General features: G+C 70.4%; 16 protein-coding genes. 9 read left to right on the top strand and 7 right to left on the bottom strand.

Annotated elements, in window-relative coordinates; translation table 11 throughout:
• Positions 1 to 2 precede the first annotated feature (2 nt).
• From ACIBEI_RS07540 to ACIBEI_RS07530, 3 genes are all read right to left on the bottom strand, one after another.
• The gene (locus tag ACIBEI_RS07540; RefSeq protein WP_398886044.1) at positions 3 to 1,172 is read right to left on the bottom strand and encodes an AAA family ATPase; all 1,170 of its coding nucleotides are present in this window, start codon (positions 1,170 to 1,172) and stop codon (positions 3 to 5) included.
• 135 nt (positions 1,173 to 1,307) lie between these two features.
• A complete protein-coding gene (locus ACIBEI_RS07535) occupies positions 1,308 to 6,407 on the bottom strand; it encodes a hypothetical protein (protein WP_398886042.1) in 5,100 nt (1,699 codons plus the stop codon).
• The gene (locus ACIBEI_RS07530; RefSeq protein WP_398886040.1) at positions 6,404 to 7,258 is read right to left on the bottom strand and encodes a DUF4132 domain-containing protein; all 855 of its coding nucleotides are present in this window, start codon (positions 7,256 to 7,258) and stop codon (positions 6,404 to 6,406) included. The genes ACIBEI_RS07535 and ACIBEI_RS07530 overlap by 4 nt, the downstream gene beginning before the upstream one ends.
• A gap of 174 nt (positions 7,259 to 7,432) precedes the next feature.
• Here ACIBEI_RS07530 and ACIBEI_RS07525 point away from each other — a divergent pair, with 174 nt between their 5' ends.
• The 8 genes from ACIBEI_RS07525 to ACIBEI_RS07490 all read left to right on the top strand — a co-directional run bounded on the left by ACIBEI_RS07525 (position 7,433) and on the right by ACIBEI_RS07490 (position 14,533).
• Positions 7,433 to 8,266, top strand: a complete 834-nt coding sequence (locus ACIBEI_RS07525; RefSeq protein ID WP_398886038.1) for a hypothetical protein — start codon at positions 7,433 to 7,435, stop codon at positions 8,264 to 8,266.
• Between the two features lie 142 nt (positions 8,267 to 8,408).
• A complete protein-coding gene (locus ACIBEI_RS07520; protein WP_398886036.1) occupies positions 8,409 to 8,774 on the top strand; it encodes a peptidoglycan-binding protein in 366 nt (121 codons plus the stop codon).
• A 206-nt stretch (positions 8,775 to 8,980) separates the two neighbouring features.
• A complete protein-coding gene (locus ACIBEI_RS07515) occupies positions 8,981 to 9,631 on the top strand; it encodes an N-acetylmuramoyl-L-alanine amidase (RefSeq protein WP_398886339.1) in 651 nt (216 codons plus the stop codon).
• Positions 9,632 to 9,764: 133 nt separating this feature from the next.
• Positions 9,765 to 10,775, top strand: coding sequence for an ArsR/SmtB family transcription factor (locus tag ACIBEI_RS07510; protein WP_398886034.1), 1,011 nt, complete (start codon positions 9,765 to 9,767; stop codon positions 10,773 to 10,775).
• Between the two features lie 101 nt (positions 10,776 to 10,876).
• Entirely contained in the window at positions 10,877 to 11,845 is a 969-nt protein-coding gene (locus tag ACIBEI_RS07505; protein WP_398886032.1) for an RNA polymerase sigma factor, read from the top strand.
• Positions 11,846 to 11,931: 86 nt separating this feature from the next.
• Positions 11,932 to 12,816, top strand: coding sequence for an alpha/beta fold hydrolase (locus ACIBEI_RS07500; RefSeq protein ID WP_398886030.1), 885 nt, complete (start codon positions 11,932 to 11,934; stop codon positions 12,814 to 12,816).
• Positions 12,817 to 12,897: 81 nt separating this feature from the next.
• Positions 12,898 to 13,587, top strand: a complete 690-nt coding sequence (locus ACIBEI_RS07495; protein ID WP_398886028.1) for an alpha/beta fold hydrolase — start codon at positions 12,898 to 12,900, stop codon at positions 13,585 to 13,587.
• 106 nt (positions 13,588 to 13,693) lie between these two features.
• Positions 13,694 to 14,533: an alpha/beta fold hydrolase gene (locus tag ACIBEI_RS07490; RefSeq protein ID WP_398886026.1), complete on the top strand. Its 840-nt coding sequence runs from the start codon at positions 13,694 to 13,696 to the stop codon at positions 14,531 to 14,533.
• A 4-nt stretch (positions 14,534 to 14,537) separates the two neighbouring features.
• Here ACIBEI_RS07490 and ACIBEI_RS07485 read toward each other — a convergent pair whose 3' ends face one another.
• From ACIBEI_RS07485 to ACIBEI_RS07475, 3 genes are all read right to left on the bottom strand, one after another.
• Complete coding sequence (locus tag ACIBEI_RS07485) at positions 14,538 to 17,375, bottom strand: ATP-binding protein (RefSeq protein ID WP_398886024.1); 2,838 nt, start codon at positions 17,373 to 17,375, stop codon at positions 14,538 to 14,540.
• Positions 17,376 to 17,543: 168 nt separating this feature from the next.
• The gene (locus tag ACIBEI_RS07480; RefSeq protein WP_398886022.1) at positions 17,544 to 18,053 is read right to left on the bottom strand and encodes a hypothetical protein; all 510 of its coding nucleotides are present in this window, start codon (positions 18,051 to 18,053) and stop codon (positions 17,544 to 17,546) included.
• Positions 18,046 to 20,283, bottom strand: coding sequence for an MMPL family transporter (locus ACIBEI_RS07475; protein WP_398886020.1), 2,238 nt, complete (start codon positions 20,281 to 20,283; stop codon positions 18,046 to 18,048). The genes ACIBEI_RS07480 and ACIBEI_RS07475 overlap by 8 nt, the downstream gene beginning before the upstream one ends.
• A gap of 159 nt (positions 20,284 to 20,442) precedes the next feature.
• Between ACIBEI_RS07475 and ACIBEI_RS07470 the strand changes: the two genes are divergently transcribed.
• Positions 20,443 to 21,369 (top strand): AraC family transcriptional regulator, encoded by a 927-nt coding sequence (locus tag ACIBEI_RS07470; protein WP_398886018.1) that lies wholly within the window; start codon positions 20,443 to 20,445, stop codon positions 21,367 to 21,369.
• Here ACIBEI_RS07470 and ACIBEI_RS07465 read toward each other — a convergent pair.
• A complete protein-coding gene (locus ACIBEI_RS07465) occupies positions 21,366 to 22,343 on the bottom strand; it encodes a phosphotriesterase (RefSeq protein ID WP_398886016.1) in 978 nt (325 codons plus the stop codon). The two genes, ACIBEI_RS07470 and ACIBEI_RS07465, sit on opposite strands and share 4 nt — an antisense overlap.
• Positions 22,344 to 22,464: the final 121 nt, after the last annotated feature.

Raw genomic sequence — 22,464 nt, 5'->3', positions numbered from 1 at the left:
GGTCAGTCCTCCAGGACGGTGCGCAGGTCCCACAGGGTGCGCCAGGTGGCGGAGCCCTGTTCGGCGCGGCGCCTGACGGGGCCGTCCCAGTAGCCGCGCAGCCGGGCCGCGTCGGCGGGGTCGTCCTTGCGGACCACGCCGAGGAGATGACCGGGCAGCAGGCCGAGGACGTCACGGTCGCCCGGGAAGTAGGCGGCGGCGAGCCCCAGCGCGCCCGCCACGGACACGGCCTCCGCGGTGCTCATCACCGTGGAGGGCCGCTCGACCTCCCAGCCTTCCGCGGACCTGCCCTCCCGCAGGTCCCGGAAGGCGGTGATGAGGGCTTCCAGTACGGCGTCGTCGACGCGGAAGGGGGCTCCGGCCCGCTCGACCGAGGCACGTGCCTGGCTGCGTACGAGCGCGGTCTCGGCGTCGAGGTCCGCGATGGGGCCGACGGTCTCGAAGTTGAAGCGGCGCTTGAGCGCGGCCGACATCTCGGAGACCCCCTTGTCGCGCAGGTTGGCGGTCGCGATGAGACTGAAGCCGGGCGCCGCGTGCGCCAGGGAGTCCTCGGTGCCCGCCAGTTCGGGTACGGCGATGCGCCGCTCGGAGAGCAACGACACCAGCGCGTCCTGCACTTCGGGCAGACAGCGGGTGACCTCCTCAACCCGGGCGACGGCTCCCCGGGTCATGGCGGTCAGGACCGGCGAGGGCACGAGGGCCTGCCTGCTGGGTCCCTGGGCCAGCAACAGGGCGTAGTTCCAGCCGTACTTCAGCTGGTCCTCCGTCGTGCCCGCGGTGCCCTGGACGACCAGGCCGCTGGTGCCGCAGACGGCGGCGGACAGCAGCTCGGACAGCATGGACTTGGCGGTGCCGGGCTCGCCGACGAGCAGCAGCCCGCGCTCGCCCGCGAGGGTGACGACGCACCGCTCGACCAGGGCTCGGTCGCCGACGAACTTGCCTTCTACGACGAGGCGCCGCGGCACACCCTCGGGCGCCGGGGCGTGGTCGGGCAGCCGCAGGGCCCGGCCGTCGCTGCCCATGACGAACGTGACGACGGCACGGGGCGTGAGCCGCCACGCGGGTGGGCGCGGCCCGTCGTCGTAGGCGGCGAGGAATGCCAGCTCGGTGGCGTGCCGGTCCTCGGGCGGGGTGATCTGGCGGGCCGTGTCGGCGGCCAGGGTGGTGGTCATCGGTGGTCCGTCCGGTCGGGTCGGGAGGTCGTGAGCAGAGGGGTGGTCGGCAGAGGGGTCGTCATCCGGGGAGCCGTCAGCAAGGGTTCGTCCGGTCGGCTCGTCCTGTGGCTCGGGAGGTCGGCTCGGTGGTGGTCATCGGCGGCGGCCCTTCCGGGTGGCGCGGGTGGTGAGCTTCTCGTAGGCGGGCGCGTCACCGTCCTGGACGCGCTGCCAGGCGCGGGCGAACAGGTCGGGCACCGGGAGGTGGGGCACGGCGCGCGAGCGGTCGCGCACCGGGTAGAGGCCCTCCTTCCAGGTCTCCACGGGCAGGGCGGGGGACTTGAGGTCGCGCCAGCCGCAGGGCAGGAACAGGGTGCGTCCGGCGCGCGGTCGCTTCGCCTCGACGACCAGGTCGGTGGCGGCCAGTTCGGTGCGGGCCTTCTTCAGCCGAGCGGGCTTCCAGCCGGTCCAGCGGGCGCAGTTGCGGTCCGTCGGATCGGGCAGGGCCAGCAACTGGAGGTAGAGCGCGGCCGCGTCCTCGCTCAGACCGTGTGCCGAGGCCACTTCGGTGACCAGTGTGGGTGCGACGACAGTGGGGTCCTGGGCGTAACCGACGGGTCCCTCTGGGTCGAGGCCGGCCGCCAGAGCGCGGTCGAGTCCGTCGCCGAGGATCGAGCGCAGGGCCTGGAGGCCACCGTCGCGGTCAGGACCCACCAGGCCCTCCAGGAGCCCGAGGACCGCGTCGTCCGGACCGGTGAGGGCCGCGGGGCGGAGCAGGACCGTCTCCTGATCGCCGTACCAGGGGCGCAGCACGAGGGCCTCCCCGACAGGCGTCAGGCCGTGTTCGTCGGCTCCTCCGGTGGCGGGAAGCCCGTATGCCTTGCGCAGTTCGACGGCCGTCGAGCCGCCCCTGTCCGTCCACTCGACGTCGAGATCGAGCAGCAGCCCGGGGTCGGTGAGCCGGCGGCGCAGGGCGGCGAGGCCCTCGGGGAGGAGGGCGCGCAGCGGACTCCCGTACGGCAGGCCGTAGGCGAGTGCGGCCAGGGAGGCGACGGCACGGGTCAGGTCGTACCGTCCGGGCACGGCCGCGGGGTCCGCCGGGACGAGGTTGCCGTCCTTGTCCGGTCGTTGCACCGTCGTGCGGCTGATCCACGGGGTGAGCCCCGGGTTGAGCACGGCCTCGGCGGAGTCGGCGGGCAGACCGGCGAGGTCGACCGCGAGGTCCTCGGGCAGGCGGACGACGGAACCGAGGCGCTCGGCCCACACCCGGCCCGCTGCCGTGAGGTCCGGTCCGGTCGTCCACAGATCGGCAGGGTCCTCGGGCAGCAGCGCGCTCATGAGGGCGAACCGGTCCTCCCGGCCGAGCGACGACAGACGGCCGTTGCCCAGGTCCATCTGCCGGGGTTTCAGACCGATCGTGGCGAGTACGTCGGCGCTGGGGTTCTGCGGACGCGCGGCGAGGAGCACGGTGGCCTGGATGGGGCCCAGACCGTCGCGGGTCGCGGCGGCGAACGCTGCGGGCGCCCCGGAGTGCCAGGGGGCGGCACCCTTGTCCCGGATCATCCGGGCGAGGGCGGCCAGCCCGTCGGCGGGGAACGCCGACGGCACCGCGGTCTCCTTGTCCAGGGTGAAGTGGGCGACGGCGCCGAACGCGCCGGAGGGGTCGTGGTCGAGGGCGAGCCAATTGACCCGGCCGCTCTGGGCGTCGATGTTGTGGCAGCCGAGGAAGACCACGGTGCGCCCGTCCCGGCGGAGTACCTGGCCGGCACGCTGCTGCTTGTCGTGCGGCTCGCTCAGCAGGATCTCGCGCAGCCCGCCTCCGGGTGCGGCCAGCGGTCCTTCGGTGACCGCTTCGAGCAGCAGGAGCAGGGATTCCCGTTCGGCGTCGGTCAGGACGGGCGTGGCGGCCCGGTAGGCCAGCGGCCGCAGCACGCCCAGGAGAGACGGCCACACTATGCCGATGCTGGGGGTCGTGCGCTCCTCGCTCCGCCAGCCGTCACCGAGGGCGCCCGTCCGCGCGAGATCGGGGAGCGGCTTGCCCTCGGCGGGCCGTCCGGACAGCACGTGGTTCACGGCCCGGATCTGGCGCAGCGCGGTCCACGCGTGGTTGCCTCCCCACCATCCCCCCAGATCGGCGATGCCGGCGGTGACCGCGCGAAGGTTCCGGTCCTCGCCGTGCTTGGGGCGGTAGTCGGCGAACATCTCCTCGTTCTGCCGCTGTTCGGGCCGCTTCTTCTCGGCCGGCGGTGCCACGAACGCGGCGGCCGTCCCGGCGAGTTGGAGCGCAGTACGGACCAGGGCGGACACGCCGATGAGCAGCCGTTCGTCGGTGAGGTCGGGCAGGGCCGCCGACACGGCACGCCGAACGAAATCGTCCGCGGCCGGGACGACTGGCTTGCCGTCGACGCCGGTCTTGGCGGCGTCACCGGCCTTGACGAGCTGATCCTCACGCTCGGCCAGCGCCTGGGCCGCGGCCTCCAGCACGTCGGCCGCCGTCTCGTCCGTCAGAGCGCGCAGTAGGGCGGACGCCCGCTCGTCACGGGGACGCAGTGCGTGCCAGAAGGCGACAGGTGGTACGAGCCGGGTGCCGGCGGCGTACTCCCCGCCCCGCTGACCGGGTGTCACCCGGCCCAGCTCGCCGGTGTCCGAGGTGTCGTCGGAGGCGAACAGCGCGACATGCTGATGGAGGTACGCGGCGACGGGCTCGGCGCCTCCGGGCAGTCGGAGCGCACCGAGAGGGAAGCCCGCCGCCCGCAGTGTGACGGTCCGGCCGTCCGGCGTACCGGCGGTCATCGTCGTCTCGGTGTCTTCGACCTGCGAGCGAACCCAGCGGCCGAGCACCGAGCCGTCGGTGCCGAAGGGGCTGTGTTCCAGGCCGGGTTGCAAGGGCATGACCTCGCAGAGGTGCTGCAGGAGCGTGGCGTCCTCGCGGATACCGGACCGCAGGAAGGCGGGCAGGGACGCCCGTCCGTGCGTACCGGTGTCCGGGTCGTACTCCAGCCAGACCTGCTGTCGGCCTTGCCGGCCCTGGCGCCAGCAGGTCGTGCCGTCGCCTATGACTGACCGGCTCGGTGGCAGGACGGTGTCACCTGCGTGCAGCGTGCGTCCGCCGGTGGCACGGCCGCCGCCGGACAGGGGGATGGAGGGGTCACCGGCGTCGTTGCCGTACCAGTGGGGCAGTTGCTCCCCGCCGAGGGTGAACACCTCGGACGGCCGGGCCGACCAGTAGCCGAACTGCTTGCTGTCCTGCCGCCACATCACGAGCAGTTCACCGTCGGTGTAGCGGAACTGCGGTTGCTGCCAGCGGTCCAGTTCGACGGGCAGGCGCAGATCGTGGTCGAGCAGCACCTTGTCCGGTCCGACGACGACGGCCTTGTGCCTGCGGGAGAGGATCAGCGCCGGCCAGGCCTCGGTCAGGCGCAATGGGTCGTCGTCGTGGTTGTGGTTGCGGTTGCGGCCGTGCTTGCTCTTGCTCTTGGTCTCGGTGTCGGAGTCGAGGAGGCGCAGCGCCTCGTCCAGGGCGGGCCAGCCCAGTTCGTCGGGGATGCCGGACCGCAGGGTGCGGCCGAGCAGCGGCGCGATCTCGTGCTCCCCGACACGCGCGACCGCTTGAGGGCTGACCCTGGCGGCGACCGGTCGGAAGGGGCGCAGGCGGCTGAGTGCTGCGCGGGCTCCGGGCAGGCCCGTCGAGGCCCGGAACCTCTCGACCGCGTCGTCCAGCCACTCGCGCAGCACGTCACCCAGTACGGGATGGGCGGCGAGAGCCTCCAGCACGCCGGCGAGTGTCCGGTCGTTGCTCAGCGCATCGATGGCCCGGTGCAGCAGGGGCCGGAAACGCGGATCCGCGGCGGTGGCGGCCAGGTCGCGCCCACCGGGCTGACGATCGCGGACCCAGCGGTCGAGGGACAGATACACCTCCTTGTCCGCGTCCGGCATCGCGAGGGGGACTCCCCGTGCCACGCACAGGTCCAGCAGGTCGAGGTCGGCACCGGCGTGCCAGCGGCCCGTGAACAGGTCCACGGCCCGGCCGTCGGCACGCAGCCGCGGTGCCATCCGTTCGACGAGCCGGAGGGTGAGCGGTGAGCGGCTGCTGACCGTGCCGCCGTGCTTGCGGTGCGCGGCCCAGCGGCTGAGCCACTCCGCCGCGTCGACGGCTTCCGTCTTCTCGCCGTCCTGACCGGCCCGGCTGACCAGACTGTCCCGACTGTTCTTGCCGTCCTCGCCGTCCTCGCCCTCCTCGTCGTTCTCGCCGGTGAGGAGGCGATCGGCGCCGCTCTCCGCGAGCAGCGTCAACCAGAACTCGTCGTCCTTGACCTCGCGTCCCAAGGTGGTCGGCATGATCTCCAGCAGCCGTGCCCGTACGGCCGGTTGCTGTTCGGCGAGGACCGCGAGGGTGGCTCGGTAGGCGGTCCAGAAGGAGACGGGCGCTCGCACCGCGGCGGGAGAGGCGACCAGGTCGGCCACCAGGGCGCATTCCTCGGTGACCCGGTTCAGCCCGGCGGCCTTGATCAGGCCGCGGGCGTCCTGCGGCAGCGAAGCGTACGGAGGCATGCCCGCCGCGCAGCGCTCCACGCACAGCTGCCGGAACTGCGACCACGCCGTGGCCGGGTCGAGCCGGTGGGCCAGGTCCTTCACATACTCCTTGAGCGCCTTGACCGTCAGTGCCCCCGCGAAGGCGAACTCCAGGAACACGGCGCGCTGCCGTTCCTCGTCGACGGCGAGCGCGTGCACCCGCTCGGCCTCGCGGGCCTTGCCGAAGAAGGCCGCGGCGTACGTCGTGTTCTCGTGCTGGAGGAAGATCCGGGCGGCCTGCTCGTAGAAGGTGGGCAGGAAGTGCGGCACGGCACGGCCGAGCCGTACGCCGAGCTCCTCGAAGCCCTCTTTGGCGGTGCCGGGGCGGGACTTGGCCTGGCGCGCCAGCCGCTCGACGTCCTTGACCAAGGCCAGTGCGTGGTGCCCGTTGGCCGGGTCGTTGACCAGCGCCCAGGCGGGGAAGCCGAGGGTCTCTCGGCGCACCTGTCCGACCTCGGGAGTCTCCGGTTCGCGGGCCAGACCGAGGAACTCCAGGGCCAGGTCCTCGGCCTCGCCGAGGGTGCCCGGCACGAGACGGACGGCGAGCCTGCCGTCCAGCGCGGGGTGGGTGTACGTCCGTACGGTGAGGGAGTCGGCGTCCTCGCCGGTGGTGGTGCCCACGGGCAGGACGGCGCCGGCTTCGAGGAGCGCGGTCGCGGTGGTGTGTGCGTAGGTGGTCATGCCGCCTGCTCCTCGTCCTCGATGTCACGCCCGGCGAACAGGGCGGCAGCCATGCGCATGCCCTCCGACCAGGCGACGGGCCCCACCTGACCGAGCTTCAGCACCCGGCCGGAGCCGTCGGTCCACATGAGGGGGCCGGTCTCCGTCTCCTCGTAACCGTCGTAGTCACCGATCCAGACCCGGGCCTCGACACCACGGGCGTCCTCCCGCACGGGGCAGACGGCGTTGCCGCCGCGCACGCGGTAGCCGAGCTGGGTGGTCCTGCCGTGCAGGAAGCGCAGTTGCTTGAACGCGCCGCCCGCGTAGTCCTCCACGCTGGTGGCCTCGGCGTCGAGGCCCGCGGGGCGCCGCCACACTTCGCGGAAGAGCTGCTGGGCCCGCTGCTCGACGCCGAGTTCGATGGCGAACTCCCGCAGTTCCTCAAGGTCGTCGAGAAGGACGGGGTGGGGGAGGTGGACCAGCTCGGGGGCGATACGCACGCTGTCTCCGTCGAGGTCGACGAGGCCGAGCCCGCGGTCGAGGTCGGCGTCCCGGAGGAATCCGGCCACTGCGCCGTCCGGACCGGTGACGACGAGATCGCGCAACGCGCTCTGCCAGGCGGGATCCGGCCACACCCGGGCGATGACGGCGAGGGGCACCGGAAGCGAGCGCACCATCCACTTCTCGACATCGGCGAGGCACTGGCGCTCGTGCCGTTCCAGCCACTCGGCGAGCTGCCGCAGTCCCATGACCGCGGGATCGTCCGCGAGTTTGGCCGGTACGGACTTCAACTGCCGCCCCGCGGCGTTGCGGCACACCACCTTTCCGCCATCGAGGCCGACCTCGTAGTCGCCGGCCGTGACCCACCCCATATGTGCCTCCCCGCACTTCACTGATCAAGTGACCGGAACTCTAAGTGAGACCACTGACAACACCTGCTCCGAGACCAATCTGACCTGCCTCCAGGCCGATTTCGAGTCCGGAATCAGTAAGTCCCCCGGTACTCTGCGGGCTTTCGAGGTGTCAGAGGAAACGGGGGGTGCGGGATGGGACGTCAGGATCTCGCGGACGCGCTGGACGACGAGCTGAGGAAGCGCCTGTTGCCCCCAACCGCGGTGCGCGCGCTGGAACTTTGGCTGACCGGATCCGGTGCTTGGTACGCGGCGGGTGCCGGCGGCCATGCCGTGGAGTACAAGCCCGCACACTGGTCCGGCGTCGAGCCTTGGCCCGTCGAGTTCCCCGAGCGGTCGCGAACAGGAACCGCGAGAATCAGCCGTGACCAGGTAGTCGCCGCGACCCGCGGGGCAGCGGAGCGCTCGCAGTGGTCCGAGGCCCTGGTCGCGTCGTACGTATGGGGACAGGGCCGGACCGGCTACGGTCCGCACCGCCTCAAGGAGATCCTGGCGAAGCCGACTGTCGACGACGCGTTGGCCATGGCCGGCGACACCCTTCGCCGGGAGGGCGCCGTCGCGGCGTACGACGGCCTGCGCGGGGCGGTGAAAGAACTGGGTCCGGCGTTCTTCACCAAGTTCCTGTACTTCCTCGACCAGGCGTACCTCCTCGACCAGGTGTCCTTCCCCGACCTGGCGACGGACGCTCCTGTCGCTCCCCGCGCGCTGATCCTGGACCAACGGGTCGCACATGTGATGAGGGCTCATGCCACGCGGGTCGGCGCCGACATGGCACTGGCCTCCGCGTCGGACGTGGCCACCTGGATCTGGTCGGACAGCGGCTGGACCTCCCATCGGTACGGGGTGTACCTGGGATGGGTCCATTCCGCGACCGAGCAACTCGCCTCCGCGGGGATCGGCTGGCCCGGGTCACGCCCGGATGTGCTGGAACTGGCGTTGTTCGACGGCGTCTGGAATCCCGCGTCCTGACATCTGGCGCATCTGGCATGTCTGGCGCGAAGGAGTGCCTGACCTGCCTTCTTTCGGCCTGTTCGAATCTCGTAGACCGGCGGTCGCGTTCACACGCACTCTTACTTTCATCACAACAAACACACACCTCGGGAGAGACATCATGCGTACCCGCCGCCTAGCCCTCCTGTGCAGTACCGCCGTACTGGCCTTCGGAGGAAGCCTCGTGGTCGCGCCCTCCGCGAGTGCCGCGGTCGCCGAGCCGTACTGCAACTACATCGCCGACACCGCGCGGCCCACGGTCCGTCCCAACGCTGAGGGCAACGCGGTTCGTCAGGTGCAGTGCCTCATCAACGTCTACAGCAAGTACCCGACCTACCTTGAGGTGGACGGGGACTACGGCCCGGCCACCGCGCAGGGCATCTACTACGTGCAGACGTGCAACGGCACCGACGGCGGAGCCGACGGCATCGTGGGCCCCAGCACCTGGAACCGCCTCTACAACCCGAAGCCCGCCTGCGCCATCTAGGGCACTCCTCCGTTCCACCGGCTGCCCGCTCCCCGAGGGAAGGAGCGGGCAGCTTCGACCGGCCAGGACACCCCCACAGGAGGAATCACGCGATGACGGTCCCGGACTCGAACCCCGCAGGCTCCCGTAGCCCAGCTCGCACGGCGTCCCCGGTATCGCGACGAGTGTTCCTGGGTGGCCTCGGAGTCGCCGCCGCGTTGAGCGTCGTGCCCCGCCCGCCCGCGGCCACTGCCGCCTCCGCCGCGTACACGTTGCGCTCGCGCGCGGCCTGGGGCGCGGACGAGACCCTGCGGTACGGCGCCGACGGCACGGAGATCTGGCCGCCGGAGTACTACCCGGTCCAGACCCTCACCGTGCACCACACCGCCGACGGGAGCACCAATCCGGACCCGGCCGCGGTGGTACGCGCGATCTACCGCAACGACACCGTCGGCAAGGGCTACGGCGACATCGGCTACAACTTCCTGATCGACAGGAACGGCCTTGTGTACGAAGGGCGTTGGTCCGGTACCGACGGCACGCCCGCGCATGACGCGTCCGGACGGCTCGTCACCGGCGCGCACGTCCAGGGATACAACAGCGGAAACCTTGGAATCGCCTTTCTGGGGACACTGACGACCACGCCCCCGACGACCGCCGCACGTACCGCGCTCATCCAGCTCCTGGCCGAACTGGCCGAGCGCCATGCGATCGCCCCTTTGGGGAAGGTGTCCTACGTCAATCCGGTGAGCGGAGCCGCCCGCGTCGCGCCGGCCATCGGCGGTCACCAGCACTGGGCAGCCACCGACTGCCCGGGTACGGTCCTCGCAGACATGCCCGCCATACGCACAGAGGTGGCCGCCCTGATCCAGGGCTGATGGTTCGGGCGGGCGTACACAGCACTGACCCCGCTGTGTACGCCCGGAGGATGATCCGTTCCAGTCATTGTCTTCACGAGGACCGGCGCGGCATTTTCTGCCGCGCCGGGCAGGAATCACGCATGGGGGGACCGTGCTGCGTATCCACTTCACGTCGGAGGATCTCGTCCGAACGCGGCTCGCCTGCCGCCCCGACCCCTTATGGGAGATCACCGCCAGCCTGCACCGGTTGCAGTCCCAGATGGGGCGCTGGGCCCATGCCGCCTGGCACCGCGACGCCCGGGCCGCCATCGCCGCACAGCAACTGGGCACTGTCGTACGCACATTGCTGTTGCCGCTCTTCCCGCGCGCCACGTACTTCCCCGACTTTCTGACCCCGGCCGAGGCAAGCCACGGGCTGAAGAGCGGGCTCGACGCGATCCTCGACACACCGCCCGCCCGGGTCCGGCACGAGATCGGCCTGCTGGCCCAGGTGAGGAACGTGCCGACGGACATGTACCGCCTGGCCGACAAGGACGTGCGCGAGGACTTGGTCGCGGCGCTGCGCAAGTACCACAACGCGGTCATCGCCCCCTACGGCGACCGTATGCAGGCCCGCGTCGACGCCGAGTGCGCCCGCCGGGGCCGCGATCTGCTGCACGGTGGAGCGGAGGGGCTGCTCGGGGGGCTGGGGCCGGCCATGCGCTGGAAAGCCCCCGTCCTGGAAGTGGAGTACGTGGGCGGCGTCGATCGCGATCTGCACCTGGGCGGCCGCGGCCTGGTCCTGATCCCCTCGTACTTCTGCTGGCAGAAGCCGGTCTCCTTCGCCGACCCCGACCTGCCGCCCGTACTGCTGTACCCGCTGGCATCAGGCGGTCCCGTTCCCCAACAGGGCCCGGCCGAGGCGCCGTTGTCGGCACTGCTCGGACGAACCCGCGCCGCGGTACTGCTCGCGGTGACGTACGGCGCCACCAACTCGGAGATCGCCCGCGCGGTCTCGGTGTCCCCCGCCAACGCCAGCCACCACACCACGGTGCTGCGCGACTCGGGACTCATCGCCAGCCACCGCCACGCGAACACCGTCCTGCACACCCTCACCCCACTGGGAGCGGCACTCCTCCGCCTCCCCGACCAGGACCGGCAGGTCACGGTGCAGGACGGCTGAGTACCCCCGGAACCCGGCTTTCCCAGGGCGGCCGTGACGGCACCGGGCCGCCCCAAGTACGGTCACACACAGGACGGGAGACGCCGGAAGAGGAACACCCCATGAGCCCCAACGCAGATGACACCGCACGTCTTGAGGACGCGGTGCTCACGCGTGCGGCGCAGGCGGGTGACATCACCGCCCTGGGTCTGCTGCTTGAACGGCATCGGGCAGGCATGCGCGCGGTGGCACTCAGCATCCTGGGACCGGGGCCCGACGTCGACGACGTACTCCAGGACGCGGCCGTGACCGCGCTCCGCCGGGTGGGCGACGTCCGCGACCCGGCGGCCATCGGCCCATGGCTGCGGATGATCGTGCGCAACGCCGCCCGTTCCCTGCTGCGAGGCTCCGTCGCCTTCCGGCCGATCGACGATCTGCACGTGCCCTCCACGGAGGCCGGACCGGAGCGCCGGCTGGAGCACCACGCGATGCGGGACTGGATCTGGGAGGCCATCGAGGAGCTTTCCCCCGCACTGCGACTGCCCCTGGTACTGCGTCACTTCAGCACCGGCGTCACCTCCTACGAGCGGATTGCCGACGCGTGCGGCGTCCCGGTCGGTACGGTCCGCAGCCGGCTCAACCAGGGACGGGCCAAGCTCGCGACCGCCCTCACCGCCACCGCGGACGCCCCGCACGGCGACACCGGGCGGCGCACCCGTGCCAGCCGCGCCGAGGCACGCGAGACCCTGGCCGCCGCCGAGAGCGGACAGTTCGGTGCACTGCTGACGGAACGCTGGTCGCCCGAGATCGCACTGCTCAGAGGCAACGAACCGGTGGGCGACCGGAGCCTCCTCGTGCGTGGCATGGACGGCGACCTCGATGCCGGCGTACGGCAGCGCCTGGTCCATGCGGTGGCAAGCCGGTCCCTCGTCGTCTGGGAGATGGATCTTCTCGCCCCCGCCGACGATCCCGACCACTGCCCGCCCTCGGTGGCCTGGCTGATGACCCTGGACGACGCCGGTCGTCCGCACCGGCTGCGCCTCGTGCACCCCAGGCCGGTCCGGGCCCTCCAGTCGCTCACTCCCATGTGACGGGCGTCACGTAGTTCGGGTCGAACTTCGTCCTCGCTCCGACGTCCTGCCGGTGTCATCGACACCTGCTGGATACGGAGTACCCCATGACCACCTCCGCGACCGAACCCCTGGCCGCCGGAACGCACACCGTCGAGATCGACGGAGTCGTGCAGCGCTATCACGTCCACGGCACCGGACCGGTGTGCATCGCGCACTCCGGTGGACCCGGCATCTTCTGGGAGTACCTGCGGATGCCCGCGCTGGAGCGGCACCTGACGATGGTCTACCCGGAGCCGGTCGGCACCGGAGCCTCCGGCAAACTGCCCTCCCACCCCCACGGCTACACCCGGCCGCGCTACAGCCGGTTCCTCGGGGCGCTGATCGACCACCTCGGCGTGCCCGAGGTACACCTCCTGGGGCACTCGCACGGCGGATTCGTCGTCCAGTACCACGCCCTGAACCACCCGGAGCGCGTCGCCGGGGTGATCCTCTACGACAGCGCACCGCTGACCGGCCCCGAACACGGCGCGGAGGCCATGCGCCTGGTCCAGCTGTTCGCCGAGCGGCACGCCGACCACCCCGGACTCCCCGAGGTCCTCGCGGCCTTCCAGGCCATCCCCACGATCTCCGACGACGCGCAGATGACCGCCGTAGCCAGGGGGCTGCTCCCCTCGTACTTCGCCGACTACTGGGGCCGGGAGGAGGAGTTCGCCCCCTTGCGTGACTCCGTGCGGGCCACGCACATCTCCGGACTGGACGAGAACCTCGACCCGCACATCATCGACGACCGTGCGGACCTCGGCTCACTGACCGTGCCGACCCTCGTCGTCGTCGGCCGCCACGACGTCATCTGCGGCGTCCGGTGGGCCGAGGAACTGCATGAGCTGATCCCCGGATCGGAACTCCTGGTCCTGGAGAACAGCGGCCACTTCGGCCACATCGAGGAGCCGGAGGCCTTCTCACGGGCAGTCACACGCTTCGTGAACTAGGTCATTTGGTCGAAGCCCGCATGGACGGCCCGACCTAGCTTGTACCTGCCCGGAAGCTTCCGACAAACAAGGAGCAATCGCATGAGCACCGTGAAGAACATCGTTCTCGTACATGGAGGATTCGTCGACGGCTCGGGCTGGCAGGCGGTGTACCGCCTCCTCAGCCGCGACGGCTTCAACGTCAGCGTCGTGCAGAACCCGACCCACTCCCTCGAAGGCGACGTGGCGGTCACCCATCAGGTCCTCGACTCGCAGGACGGGCCGTCCGTACTCGTCGGGCACTCCTACGGAGGGGCCGTGATCACCGAGGCCGGCCGGCACGACGGTGTGGCCGCGCTCGTCTACATCGCGGCCTTCGCGCCGGACAAGGACGAGTCGGTCGGCACCCTGATCGCCGACCCGGCCCCCGGCGCGCCCGTTCCGCCGATCCTGCCGCCCCAGGACGGCTTCCTCTTCCTGGACCGCGAGAAGTTCGCCGCGTCGTTCGCGGACGACGTGCCGGCCGAGGACGCCCGGTTCATGGCCGACTCGCAGGTTCCCTGGGGCCTGGGTGCCCTCAACGGAACGGTCACGGAGGCCGCCTGGCGCGCCAAGCCGAGCTGGTATCTCGTCGCGACCGACGACCGCATGATCCCGCCGCCCGCACAGCGCGCGATGGCCGAGCGAACCGGAGCCACCGTCGCCGAGGTCGCCGGAAGCCACGCCATCTACGTCTCCCAGCCGGAAGCCGTGGCGGAGCTGATCAAGCAGGCCGCCGCCCACCAGGCGTAACCCCCGCACGGGAACGGTCACCCGCAACGAGCGCGAGCTCTCACGAATCCCGACGGGATTTCGTGCCATCAGAAATTCGTGCCACCAGAAAGCAGAGAACCGAAACATGCGCAAGAAGGTCGTACGTCAAGGAATAGCCGCTGCGGGCACCGCGGGTGCCGCGGTGGCTGTCCTCCTGGCAACGACGGCGTCAGCGGCGCCGACGTCCACCCCGAAGGACGCCGCCAAGCCGACGGTGGTGCTCGTGCACGGCGGCTTCGCCGACGCGTCCGCGAGCTGGAACGACGTGATCAAGCAGCTCCAGAAAGAGGGCTATCCGGTCGTCGCCCCCGCCAACCCGCTGCGTGGACTGCCGACCGACGCGCCCTACCTGGCGAGCGTCCTCAAGTCCGTCAAGGGGCCGGTCATCCTGGCCGGCCACTCCTACGGCGGCGCGGTGATCACCAACGCCGCGGCCGGCAACCCCAACGTCAAGGCACTCGTCTACGTCGCCGCGTTCGTGCCCGACAAGGGCGAGCAGGTCGGCGAACTCCTCGGCAAGTACCCGGGCAGCGAGATCCCCGACGCGGTCGACCCCGTACCGTTCCCGAACCCGGACGGCAGCACCGGCTCGGACCTCTACCTCAAGGCCGACAAGTTCCGCAGCGCCTTCGCCGGAGACCTTCCGGTGTCGGTCACCAATGTCATGCACGCCGCGCAGAGGCCGTTCAGCGCGTCTTCCCTGACCGATGTCACCCAGGATGCCGCCTGGCACACCATTCCCTCCTGGGGTCTGGTCGCGACCTCGGACAAGGCCATTCCGCCGGCGCTGCAGCGCTTCGAGTACCAGCGCGCCCACGCGCGTGGCACGGTCGAGGTCCGGGGCGCCTCCCACTCCGTCATGATCAGCCACCCGGAAGCCGTCACCAAGCTCATCGAGCGGGCCGACCGCGGCACGCGCCGATAGACAGTCACCACTCCGCGACGGCCCGCCTGTTCACCTTCGCAGGCGGGCCGTCCTCGGGCGCGGGCGGTGGAGACGGCTGGGTCAGGCCGGTCAGTGCGTCGCGCAGTCCCGCGCGCGAGGTGACGTTCAACTTCCGGAAGACACTGCGCAGATGGGCGGCCACGGTTCGGGGAGACAGGAAGAGCCGCGCGGCTATCTGCTTGTTGGTCAGCCCGGTGGCGGCCAGTTGTGCCACCTGCCGTTCCTGCGGGGTCAGTTGTGACGGTCGGGCCGCGCCGGGGATGACCGTCCTGATGGGGATCCCGCTCGCCCGCAGCTCGTTGCCCGCTCGCGCGCTCCAGGGGGCGGCCCCCAGGCGATCGAACGTGCTGAGCGCGGCCTCCAGGTGCACACGGGCCTCGACGCCCGCCTTGGCCCGGCGCAGCCTCTCGCCGTACGCCAGACAGATCCGGGCCCAGTCGAACGGCCATCGCTCGGCGCCGGGCGTGGCGATGGCGGCTTCGAACAGTTCATGGTCCACGAAGTCCGGGTTGGCGATCGCCTCGGCGGCATCCGTCAGCATGGCCAGGCGCGGCGAGATCGACGGGATGTCGGTCTTTCTGACCACCGCGACGTGCGCGGCCGCTTCGGAGTGGCGGCCGGAGTGGGCGGCGGCCTCGGTGAAGTCCAGCAGGAGCCACAGGGCGTGCGGCATGTGAGGCGGCAGTTGTCCGGGGGTGCCCACTTCGCCCAGGAAGCGGTGGGCGGCGTCGAAGTCCGCGCCGCCGAGCGCCGAAAGGGCCCGGATGTGGGAGGCGTAGACGCGGAGCATGCCCAGGCCTCGGGGGTTCCCCCAGGAGTTGAGGCGGTCCGCGATCTGTCGCGCGGTGGCGCTGTCTCCTTGCGCGGCGGCCACCAGCCCCTGGAGGAACTGGGCAGTGCACGCCAGCACGGGGTAGTTGTATGTCGTGCACCACCCGAGACCCTCGTCCGTGGTCCTTCGGAGTTCGTCCCACTGTCCGCTGGTGTACGCGTCGTTCGCCAGGAGGAAGAGCGCCTCGATCGCCGACGTGATGGCGCCGCCGCCGCGGCCGTCGTCGATGACGCGCCGCAACGCGCTGCGGCAGCCCGGCAGCCGGTCGACATAGGCGGCGGAGACGGCGGCCCGGATGATGCGCGTGGGGTCGGTCTCCTGGTGGAGGCCGGCGATGCGCCCGTCGAGCTCGTCCAGTACGGACAGTGCCGCGTGGGCCGGGTCACCGAAGGCGCCCCGCATCACCGTCAGCAGAGGATCCGAGGAGCACGGCCGGCATCGCGCGACGGCCTGGTCGAAGGCGCGCCACAGGTCCGGCCGTCCGCCGAAGAAGCAGACGCCCAGGAGGGTGTGCAGCGCCTCGCGGAGGACGGTGTCGTCCGCCCCGTCGGGCAGTTCGTGGTGTTCGACGGCACCGACGAGAAGCCGGTGGGCGGTGTCCACATCGCCCTCGCCGTTGAGGAGTTGGCTTGCCGCGGCGACGGCGGCCGCCAAGGAGTCGGCGCCGACCGGATCGGCGCGGCCGGCCCGGTCCAGCAGTGCGCGTACGTTGCGGAGGTCACCGGTGATGTTGGCGCCCAGGTAGGCGGCCTCGGCCAGCCTTCGCCCCTTGGCCGTCCCCGTGCTGCTCAGCTCCGAGGCGCGCAGCAGGGTGGTGACGGCGCCGACGGCGTCACCGCGGTGCAGGGTGCTGTAGGCCACCCGGTGCAGGAGGGCGGCCACCTGGTCGTCGGGGCCCACGGCGGCCTCGGCCAGGTGCCGGGCACGGCGTTCGGATCCTTCGGGGAGTTCCGCGGCCAGCGCCAGATGTCCCCACCGGCGTTCGGCGCTGGTCGACAGATCCATGACCGCGGACCGGGTGAGCGGGTGCCGGAAGACCAGACGGCCCGTCAGGGTGTCGACCTGTACGAGGCCGTTCCTCTCGGCAGGGCACAGTTCCGTCAGACCGTCGGGGTCGCCCATGGCCTGCCGGAGGATGTGCAGATCGCCCGAGCCGTCCAGGACGGCGAGCAGGAGCAGCTTCCGGGTGGCGTCCGGGAGCGCGCCGACCCGCGTGGAGAAGATCCTCTTGAGGCGCTCGGTCAACGGCAGCACCGTCGGCAGCGTTCCTCGCTCCGACTGCTGTGCGTCGTTGAGCGAGACGGGCAACTCCAGCAGCGCCAGCGGGTTCCCCCGGGCTTCCGCGACAAGGCGCCGACGGACCCTGGCCGCCATGGCCGGGAACCGCTCGGTCACCAGCTCGTTCGCCGCTACGTCGTCCAGCGGCTGGACCTCGTACGTCGGTATCCCGGAACTGCTCAGGAACGACTCGTCGCCGGTCCGGGACGCGGCCAGCAGGGCGATGGGGCCGGTGCGTATGTAGCGGGCGACGGCACTCAGAACCGTGGCGCTCGGGCGGTCCACCCACGCCACGTCATCGATGACGAGAGCAAGGGGACTGCTCTCTACGGCGGCCCGCGACAGCAGGATGTGCACGGCGTTCGTGATGGCCAGCAGCTCGGTCGGCTGGCCCTCGGACAGCCCGCGGACCACTTGCAGTGTTTCCGCCTGCCGCGCGGGCAGAGCGGAGATCTCTCCGGCCAGCGGCTGCAATATCTGGTTCAGGGCCGAGAAACTGACGCCCTCCTCGAACTGGGAGCCGACGACACGCAGTACGCGGAATCCGTTTTCGGAAGCACGCAGCGCCGCGGCGTCCAGCAGCGCGCTTTTGCCCACCCCTGCCTCTCCGGTCAGCAGCAGCGCCGTACCCCTCGCGACGGCGGTGCCGAAGAGCCCGTCGATGATCGCCGTTTCCGCTGACCGTCCAATGAGACGACCGACCGAGTTCACACAGGAATTGCTGGTGCTGTTCCTGTCGCCTTCTGGGACAGGCGGTGAAAGGGGTGCCATGAAGCCTCCCGTAGTGGTCGGGCACAGTCTCCCGCTTCGGCGGCATTCGTCTCCGTTCGGGAGGCGTTGCCGCCGAAGCGGGAGGCAAATCAGGTGTCAGCTCAGGTGTCAGCCCGTCGCCGGAGGCGACGGAAGGCCCCACTGCGAGAAGTCCATCTGACCGTTACCGCTCTTCGTCAGGAGATCCTTCTTTCCGGACGTCCAGGCAATCGCGATCTTCTCGCCGCTCGAAATCTCGACGGTGCCCTTCACACGGTCCTTGTTGTCCTCGACGCATTTGAGGAGGATCGACTTCTGCTGAAGAAGGCCCTCGCACGCCTGCCGCTTCTGACCGTCCGCGGACTGGAAGGCGAGCATGACCTTCTTCTTCTGGACGATCATCGCGACCTTGTCGACATCGGATTCCCCGAGCCACCCGCCCTCGAGGCTGTCCGTCTGGCCACTCGCGCCGGCGTTGCTCGGAGTCGCGGGGGTGCTCGGAACTTCCTGGACCGCGCTTGTTTCCGGCGTCGACGGCTTGTCGTTCGACGCGTCGTCGGTGGAATCGTCGCTCTGGCAGCCGGTCAGCAGGACGACGCCGACTCCGGCGGCAACGCCGATCTTCATGAGGTTACGCATTTCGTGCGGACTCCTTCATTGAAATTGATTCGACTCCCGCGGTGGCGTGGCTGCTTGCGGGGCCGTTCTCACTGATTCCGAAACGCTGGTGGAACTTGCGAAGCGGCCCCGGCGCATACCAGGCCGAGCGGCCGAGTAGTCGCATGGCGGCCGGGAGCAGCACTCCGCGTACGGCGATGGCGTCGATGAGGATGGCCAGACCGCTGCCGAGGCCGAACATCTGCATGAAGCTGACCTTCGCCGTGGCGAACGCGAAGAAGCCGACCGCGAGAAGACAGGCCGCGGCGCTGACGATCTTCCCGGTGTGGCCGAGGCCGTGGACGACGGCGTCCTTGGTGCTCTCGCCCTCGTCGTGGAGTTCCTTGATCCTGCTGGTGACGAACACCTCGTAGTCCATGGACAGACCGAAGGCGATGCAGAAGAGCAGCACCGTCATGGACGTGTCCATCGGCTGGGCGGTGAATCCCAGCACGGAGCTGAGATGGCCGTCCTGGAAGATCCAGGTCATCGCGCCGATCGCCGCGGCCAGGCTGATGATGTTCAACGCCAGCGCGCGGAGCGGCTGGACGATGCTTCCGGTGAACAGGAAGAGCAGGATGAAGGTGGTGACAGCGACCAGGCCGCCGGCCAGGGGAAGCCGGCTCGCGATCGAGTCCTTGGTGTCGAGCAGCTCCGCGTCCCCGCCTCCGACCAGGACCTCCTTGGCGCCCGCGGGCGCCGCGACGTCCCGGACCTCCTGGACGAGAGACTGCGCGTCGTCCGACTTGGGCGGAGCGGAACCGATGACGGTGACCCGCTGTGCGTCAGGGCGTTCCAGGGCTTCGTTCGCCGGGCCGGGGGCCTGCGCCTTGCCCTGTGCGTAGGTGCCCGTCGCCGCCTCGACGCGAACGACCCCGTCGAGGAGCGACAGCTTCTCCGCGTACGCGTCGACGGCCTCGTAGTTCACGGACCCGTCGGCGACCACTTGGATGGCGGCCTCGTCATCGCCCGCGAAGTCCGCCTGCAACGCCGTGGACACCTGCCGGCTCGCGGCGTCCTCGGGAAGAACCCTCTCGTCGGGGGTACCGAACGTGACGCCGAGGAGCGGCGCCGCGGCGAGCAGGAGCACCGCGAGGACCGGCACGCTCGTCAGCACCGGCCGGCGCATCACGGTCCCGGCCAGCCGGCCCCAGAACGGTGCGCGCCGGCGATGACGGTCGGCCTTGGGCCAGGGGAGCCTGCCGCTGTTGATGCGATGCCCCAACAACATGAGCAGAGCGGGCATCACGAAGAGGGTGCCGACGGCCGCGATGACGACCACACCCACGCCGGCATAGGCGAACGAGCGGAGGAAGTACTGCGGGAAGACCAGGAGCGCGGTGAGCGCGACCGCGACCGTGCCGGCCGAGAACACGACCGTACGTCCCGCCGTGTGCACCGTCGTTCGAACCGAGTCGGCGACGCTCGTCCCCAACGCGAGCTGCTCCCGGAAACGGCTGATCATCAACAGCGCGTAGTCGATGCCGAGTCCGAGCCCGAGGGCGGTGGTCAGGTTGATCGAGAAGACCGACACGTCGGTGACGCTGCCCAGGAGCGCGAGTTCCGCGAAGGTTCCGGCGACCGCCACCGTGCCGATGGCGAGCGGCAGCAGAGCCGCGACCACGCCCCCGAACACGATGAGGAGGAGCAGCAGCGTCACGGGGACCGCGATGATCTCCGCGAGGAGGAGGTCCTTCAGAACCTGCTCCGACAGTTCGGCGCCCACCGCCGTACCGCCGCCGGCCTGGACGGTGAGTCCCTCGTACCGGCCCGTGTACGTGTCGATGATGTCGTGCGCGTGCTCTTCCCGCGTCGACTCGTCGCCCTTCACATGGGCGAGGACCATGGCCGAACGGCCGTCACGGGCAAGCAGCGAGTCGCTCTGGGTGTCCCAGTAGGAGACGATGTTGCTGAGCTCGGGTTCCTTGCGCAGATCGGCGACCAGCTGTCGGCCGTCCTGCTCCACCGCCGGGTCGGTGACGCGCTGCGTGCCACTGCTGACCAGCAGCACCAGGTTCGCTTCCCCGCCGAACTTGTCGTCGATGACCCGGCTGGCTTGTGTGGACTGCGAATCAGGGTCGTCGAAGCCGCCGCCCACCAGTTTCCCGAAGGCGCCCACACCCACGACGCTCATCGCAGCAACGAGGACGGAGGCCACTACAAGCACAGCTCTGGGCCACCGAACCGTCAATTCCGCAACGCGGTCAAACATGTCCATCCTTTGGTTGAGGGGCCTCATGGAGGCGGATCCCGATACGAGGCCGTTCGGCTGCGCGCAGACAAGACGCGGGACCGGCCCAGGAGTTCGATCCCGGCGACGTGAGCTGGCTCACAGCTGCGGAGCGGCTCTCGGCCGGCCTTACGATGAGGCGTGCCTTCCCGGAACCAGGACCTCACGGTCTCCTCGGCGAGCGCCTGGGACGAGGTCTTCACCGGCCTCCACGGTGCGAGCCGCATCAAAGTGCCGGATCGCCGCGCTCCATGGGCCGGACGCCTGGAGTGGCAGCGGTCGAAGGTCTACGGCCTCGCCCTGTGCGCCGGCCGAGAGGAAGTGGTCGACAGGGACACCCGGCACATCCGGTCCGACCCCCGAGGCACGTACGAACTCCTCGTACCGCTCGCCGGGACGGCCTGGGTCGAACAGGGTGCGTCGTCGGGTGAGATAGCGCCCGGCAGCATGGTGCTGTGCGACATCGACCGCCCGCTGACGTTCGCGCACGGTGACGACTTCGTGGGGATCTCCTTCCTCATGGCCGGCCAGAACGTCGCCGGTCGAAGCCCGGTAGCGGCCGGGGGACCGCACATGCTCAGCGGTGACCGCGGACTGGGCCGGGTCATCCGGCAGTTGACTGCCACACTGCACGAGGAGCGCGAGCATCTCTCGGAGTCGACCTTCGACATCGCGTGCGACCGGCTGCTGGACCTGGTGTGTCTGGCCGCGGAGGGTGGCAATGATTCGGCGCCCACCGGGCAACGAGCGACCGTCGAGGCCGCGATCCGGCGCTACATCCGCCAGCATGCCTGCGACAGGGACCTGGACGTCGTCGGCGTCGCGCGGGCGCTCGGCTGGTCGGCGCGCTATGTCCAGCAGGTGCTGCAGGCGGCCGACACCACCGCGCGCGACCTCATCCGCCGCGAACGGCTGAACGTCGCCCGATCCCGGCTGGCCAGTGCGAGTTGGTCCACGTACTCGATCGCGGAGATCGCCCATTCCTGCGGTTTCGGCAGCCATGCCTCGTTCGCCACCGCGTTCCGTTCGGAGTTCGGCATGACACCTCGCGAATCCAGAGGCGGCTAGCCGTTGGGCGGGCTGAAGTACCGGCGTGGATTGTCGACCAGCATGGTGGTGAGCTGCGCCTCGGTGACGCCGGCACGACGCAGCGCCGGAAGCACCTTGTCGTGCAGGTGCGTGTAGTGCCAGTTCGGCGCGATCTGCTCCCGTACGCCGGGCGGGAACCAGTCGATGTGGCACGACGCGTCGTGCGACAGGACCATCCGCTCGGCGAACCCTTCGTGCGCGAGCGTCGCGACGGTCGCCACCCGCTGGTCGCCTGGCAGGAGGATGTCGAGGCCGAAGCGGTCCATGCCGACGTACGAGCCGTTGTCGATGAGCTGGTGCAGATAGTCCAGGTCGGCGGTGTCACCGCTGTGGCCGATGACGACCGCCCCGAGGTCCACGCCTTCGCTGCGCAGGACGTCCTGCGCGACGAGACCCGTACGAGCACTCGCGCTGGTGTGCACCGTGATCGGAGCGCCGGTGCGCAGATGGGCCTGGGCCACCGCTCGCATCACCCGCTCCACTCCCGGGGTGAGTTGGTCCTCGATCGCGCACTTCAGGAACGCGGCCCTGATGCCGGTGTCCGCGATACCCGTGGTGAGTTCACGGACGAACAGGTCGGTCATGGCCTCGGGGCCGCCGAGCATCGTGCCCGGTCCGTGGTACCGGAAGAAGTCGGGGACGTCGGCCAGGGTGTAAAGGCCGGTCGCCGCCACGATGTTGAGGTCGACCTGCTCGTTCACCAGGGCGACTCGCGCGATGTTGCGTCCGAGCCCGATGACGGTGGGGTCGACGATGGTGGTGACGCCCGTCGCGGCAAGGGTCTTCAGCCGGGTCACGGCGTCGCTGATCTGTTCCTGTTCGTCCCAGGTTTCCGGAAGGGCCTGCCGGAGTTCCTCGCTGAGAACGAAGACGTGCTCGTGCATCAGTACGGCGCCGAGGTCACTTGCCGCCACGGGGCCGCGGACGGTCTGTACCTGCGGGGTCGAGGTCATGCGGATCCTTCGATGCTCGCCCGGGACTCGCCCGTCGGGCGGGCGGGCCGGGGTGTGGTGGGAATGGGCTGCTGTCGAACCGTCGCTCCGAGGACAGTCCCGGGTTCGGCCTGGTGACGAC

It is taken from the genome of Streptomyces sp. NPDC050988, assembly GCF_044456225.1.
GTDB lineage: Bacteria > Actinomycetota > Actinomycetes > Streptomycetales > Streptomycetaceae > Streptomyces.
This window is presented reverse-complemented; position numbering and strand designations above follow the sequence as displayed.

Coding starts and splice junctions, on each gene's coding strand:
- ACIBEI_RS07525 (WP_398886038.1), top strand. CDS start 7,433: ATGGGACGTCAGGATCTCGCGGACGCGCTGGACGACGAGCTGAGGAAG.
- ACIBEI_RS07480 (WP_398886022.1), bottom strand. CDS start 18,053: ATGCGTAACCTCATGAAGATCGGCGTTGCCGCCGGAGTCGGCGTCGTC.
- ACIBEI_RS07500 (WP_398886030.1), top strand. CDS start 11,932: ATGACCACCTCCGCGACCGAACCCCTGGCCGCCGGAACGCACACCGTC.
- ACIBEI_RS07520 (WP_398886036.1), top strand. CDS start 8,409: ATGCGTACCCGCCGCCTAGCCCTCCTGTGCAGTACCGCCGTACTGGCC.
- ACIBEI_RS07495 (WP_398886028.1), top strand. CDS start 12,898: ATGAGCACCGTGAAGAACATCGTTCTCGTACATGGAGGATTCGTCGAC.
- ACIBEI_RS07505 (WP_398886032.1), top strand. CDS start 10,877: ATGAGCCCCAACGCAGATGACACCGCACGTCTTGAGGACGCGGTGCTC.
- ACIBEI_RS07475 (WP_398886020.1), bottom strand. CDS start 20,283: ATGTTTGACCGCGTTGCGGAATTGACGGTTCGGTGGCCCAGAGCTGTG.
- ACIBEI_RS07490 (WP_398886026.1), top strand. CDS start 13,694: ATGCGCAAGAAGGTCGTACGTCAAGGAATAGCCGCTGCGGGCACCGCG.
- ACIBEI_RS07535 (WP_398886042.1), bottom strand. CDS start 6,407: ATGACCACCTACGCACACACCACCGCGACCGCGCTCCTCGAAGCCGGC.
- ACIBEI_RS07540 (WP_398886044.1), bottom strand. CDS start 1,172: ATGACCACCACCCTGGCCGCCGACACGGCCCGCCAGATCACCCCGCCC.
- ACIBEI_RS07530 (WP_398886040.1), bottom strand. CDS start 7,258: ATGGGGTGGGTCACGGCCGGCGACTACGAGGTCGGCCTCGATGGCGGA.
- ACIBEI_RS07465 (WP_398886016.1), bottom strand. CDS start 22,343: ATGACCTCGACCCCGCAGGTACAGACCGTCCGCGGCCCCGTGGCGGCA.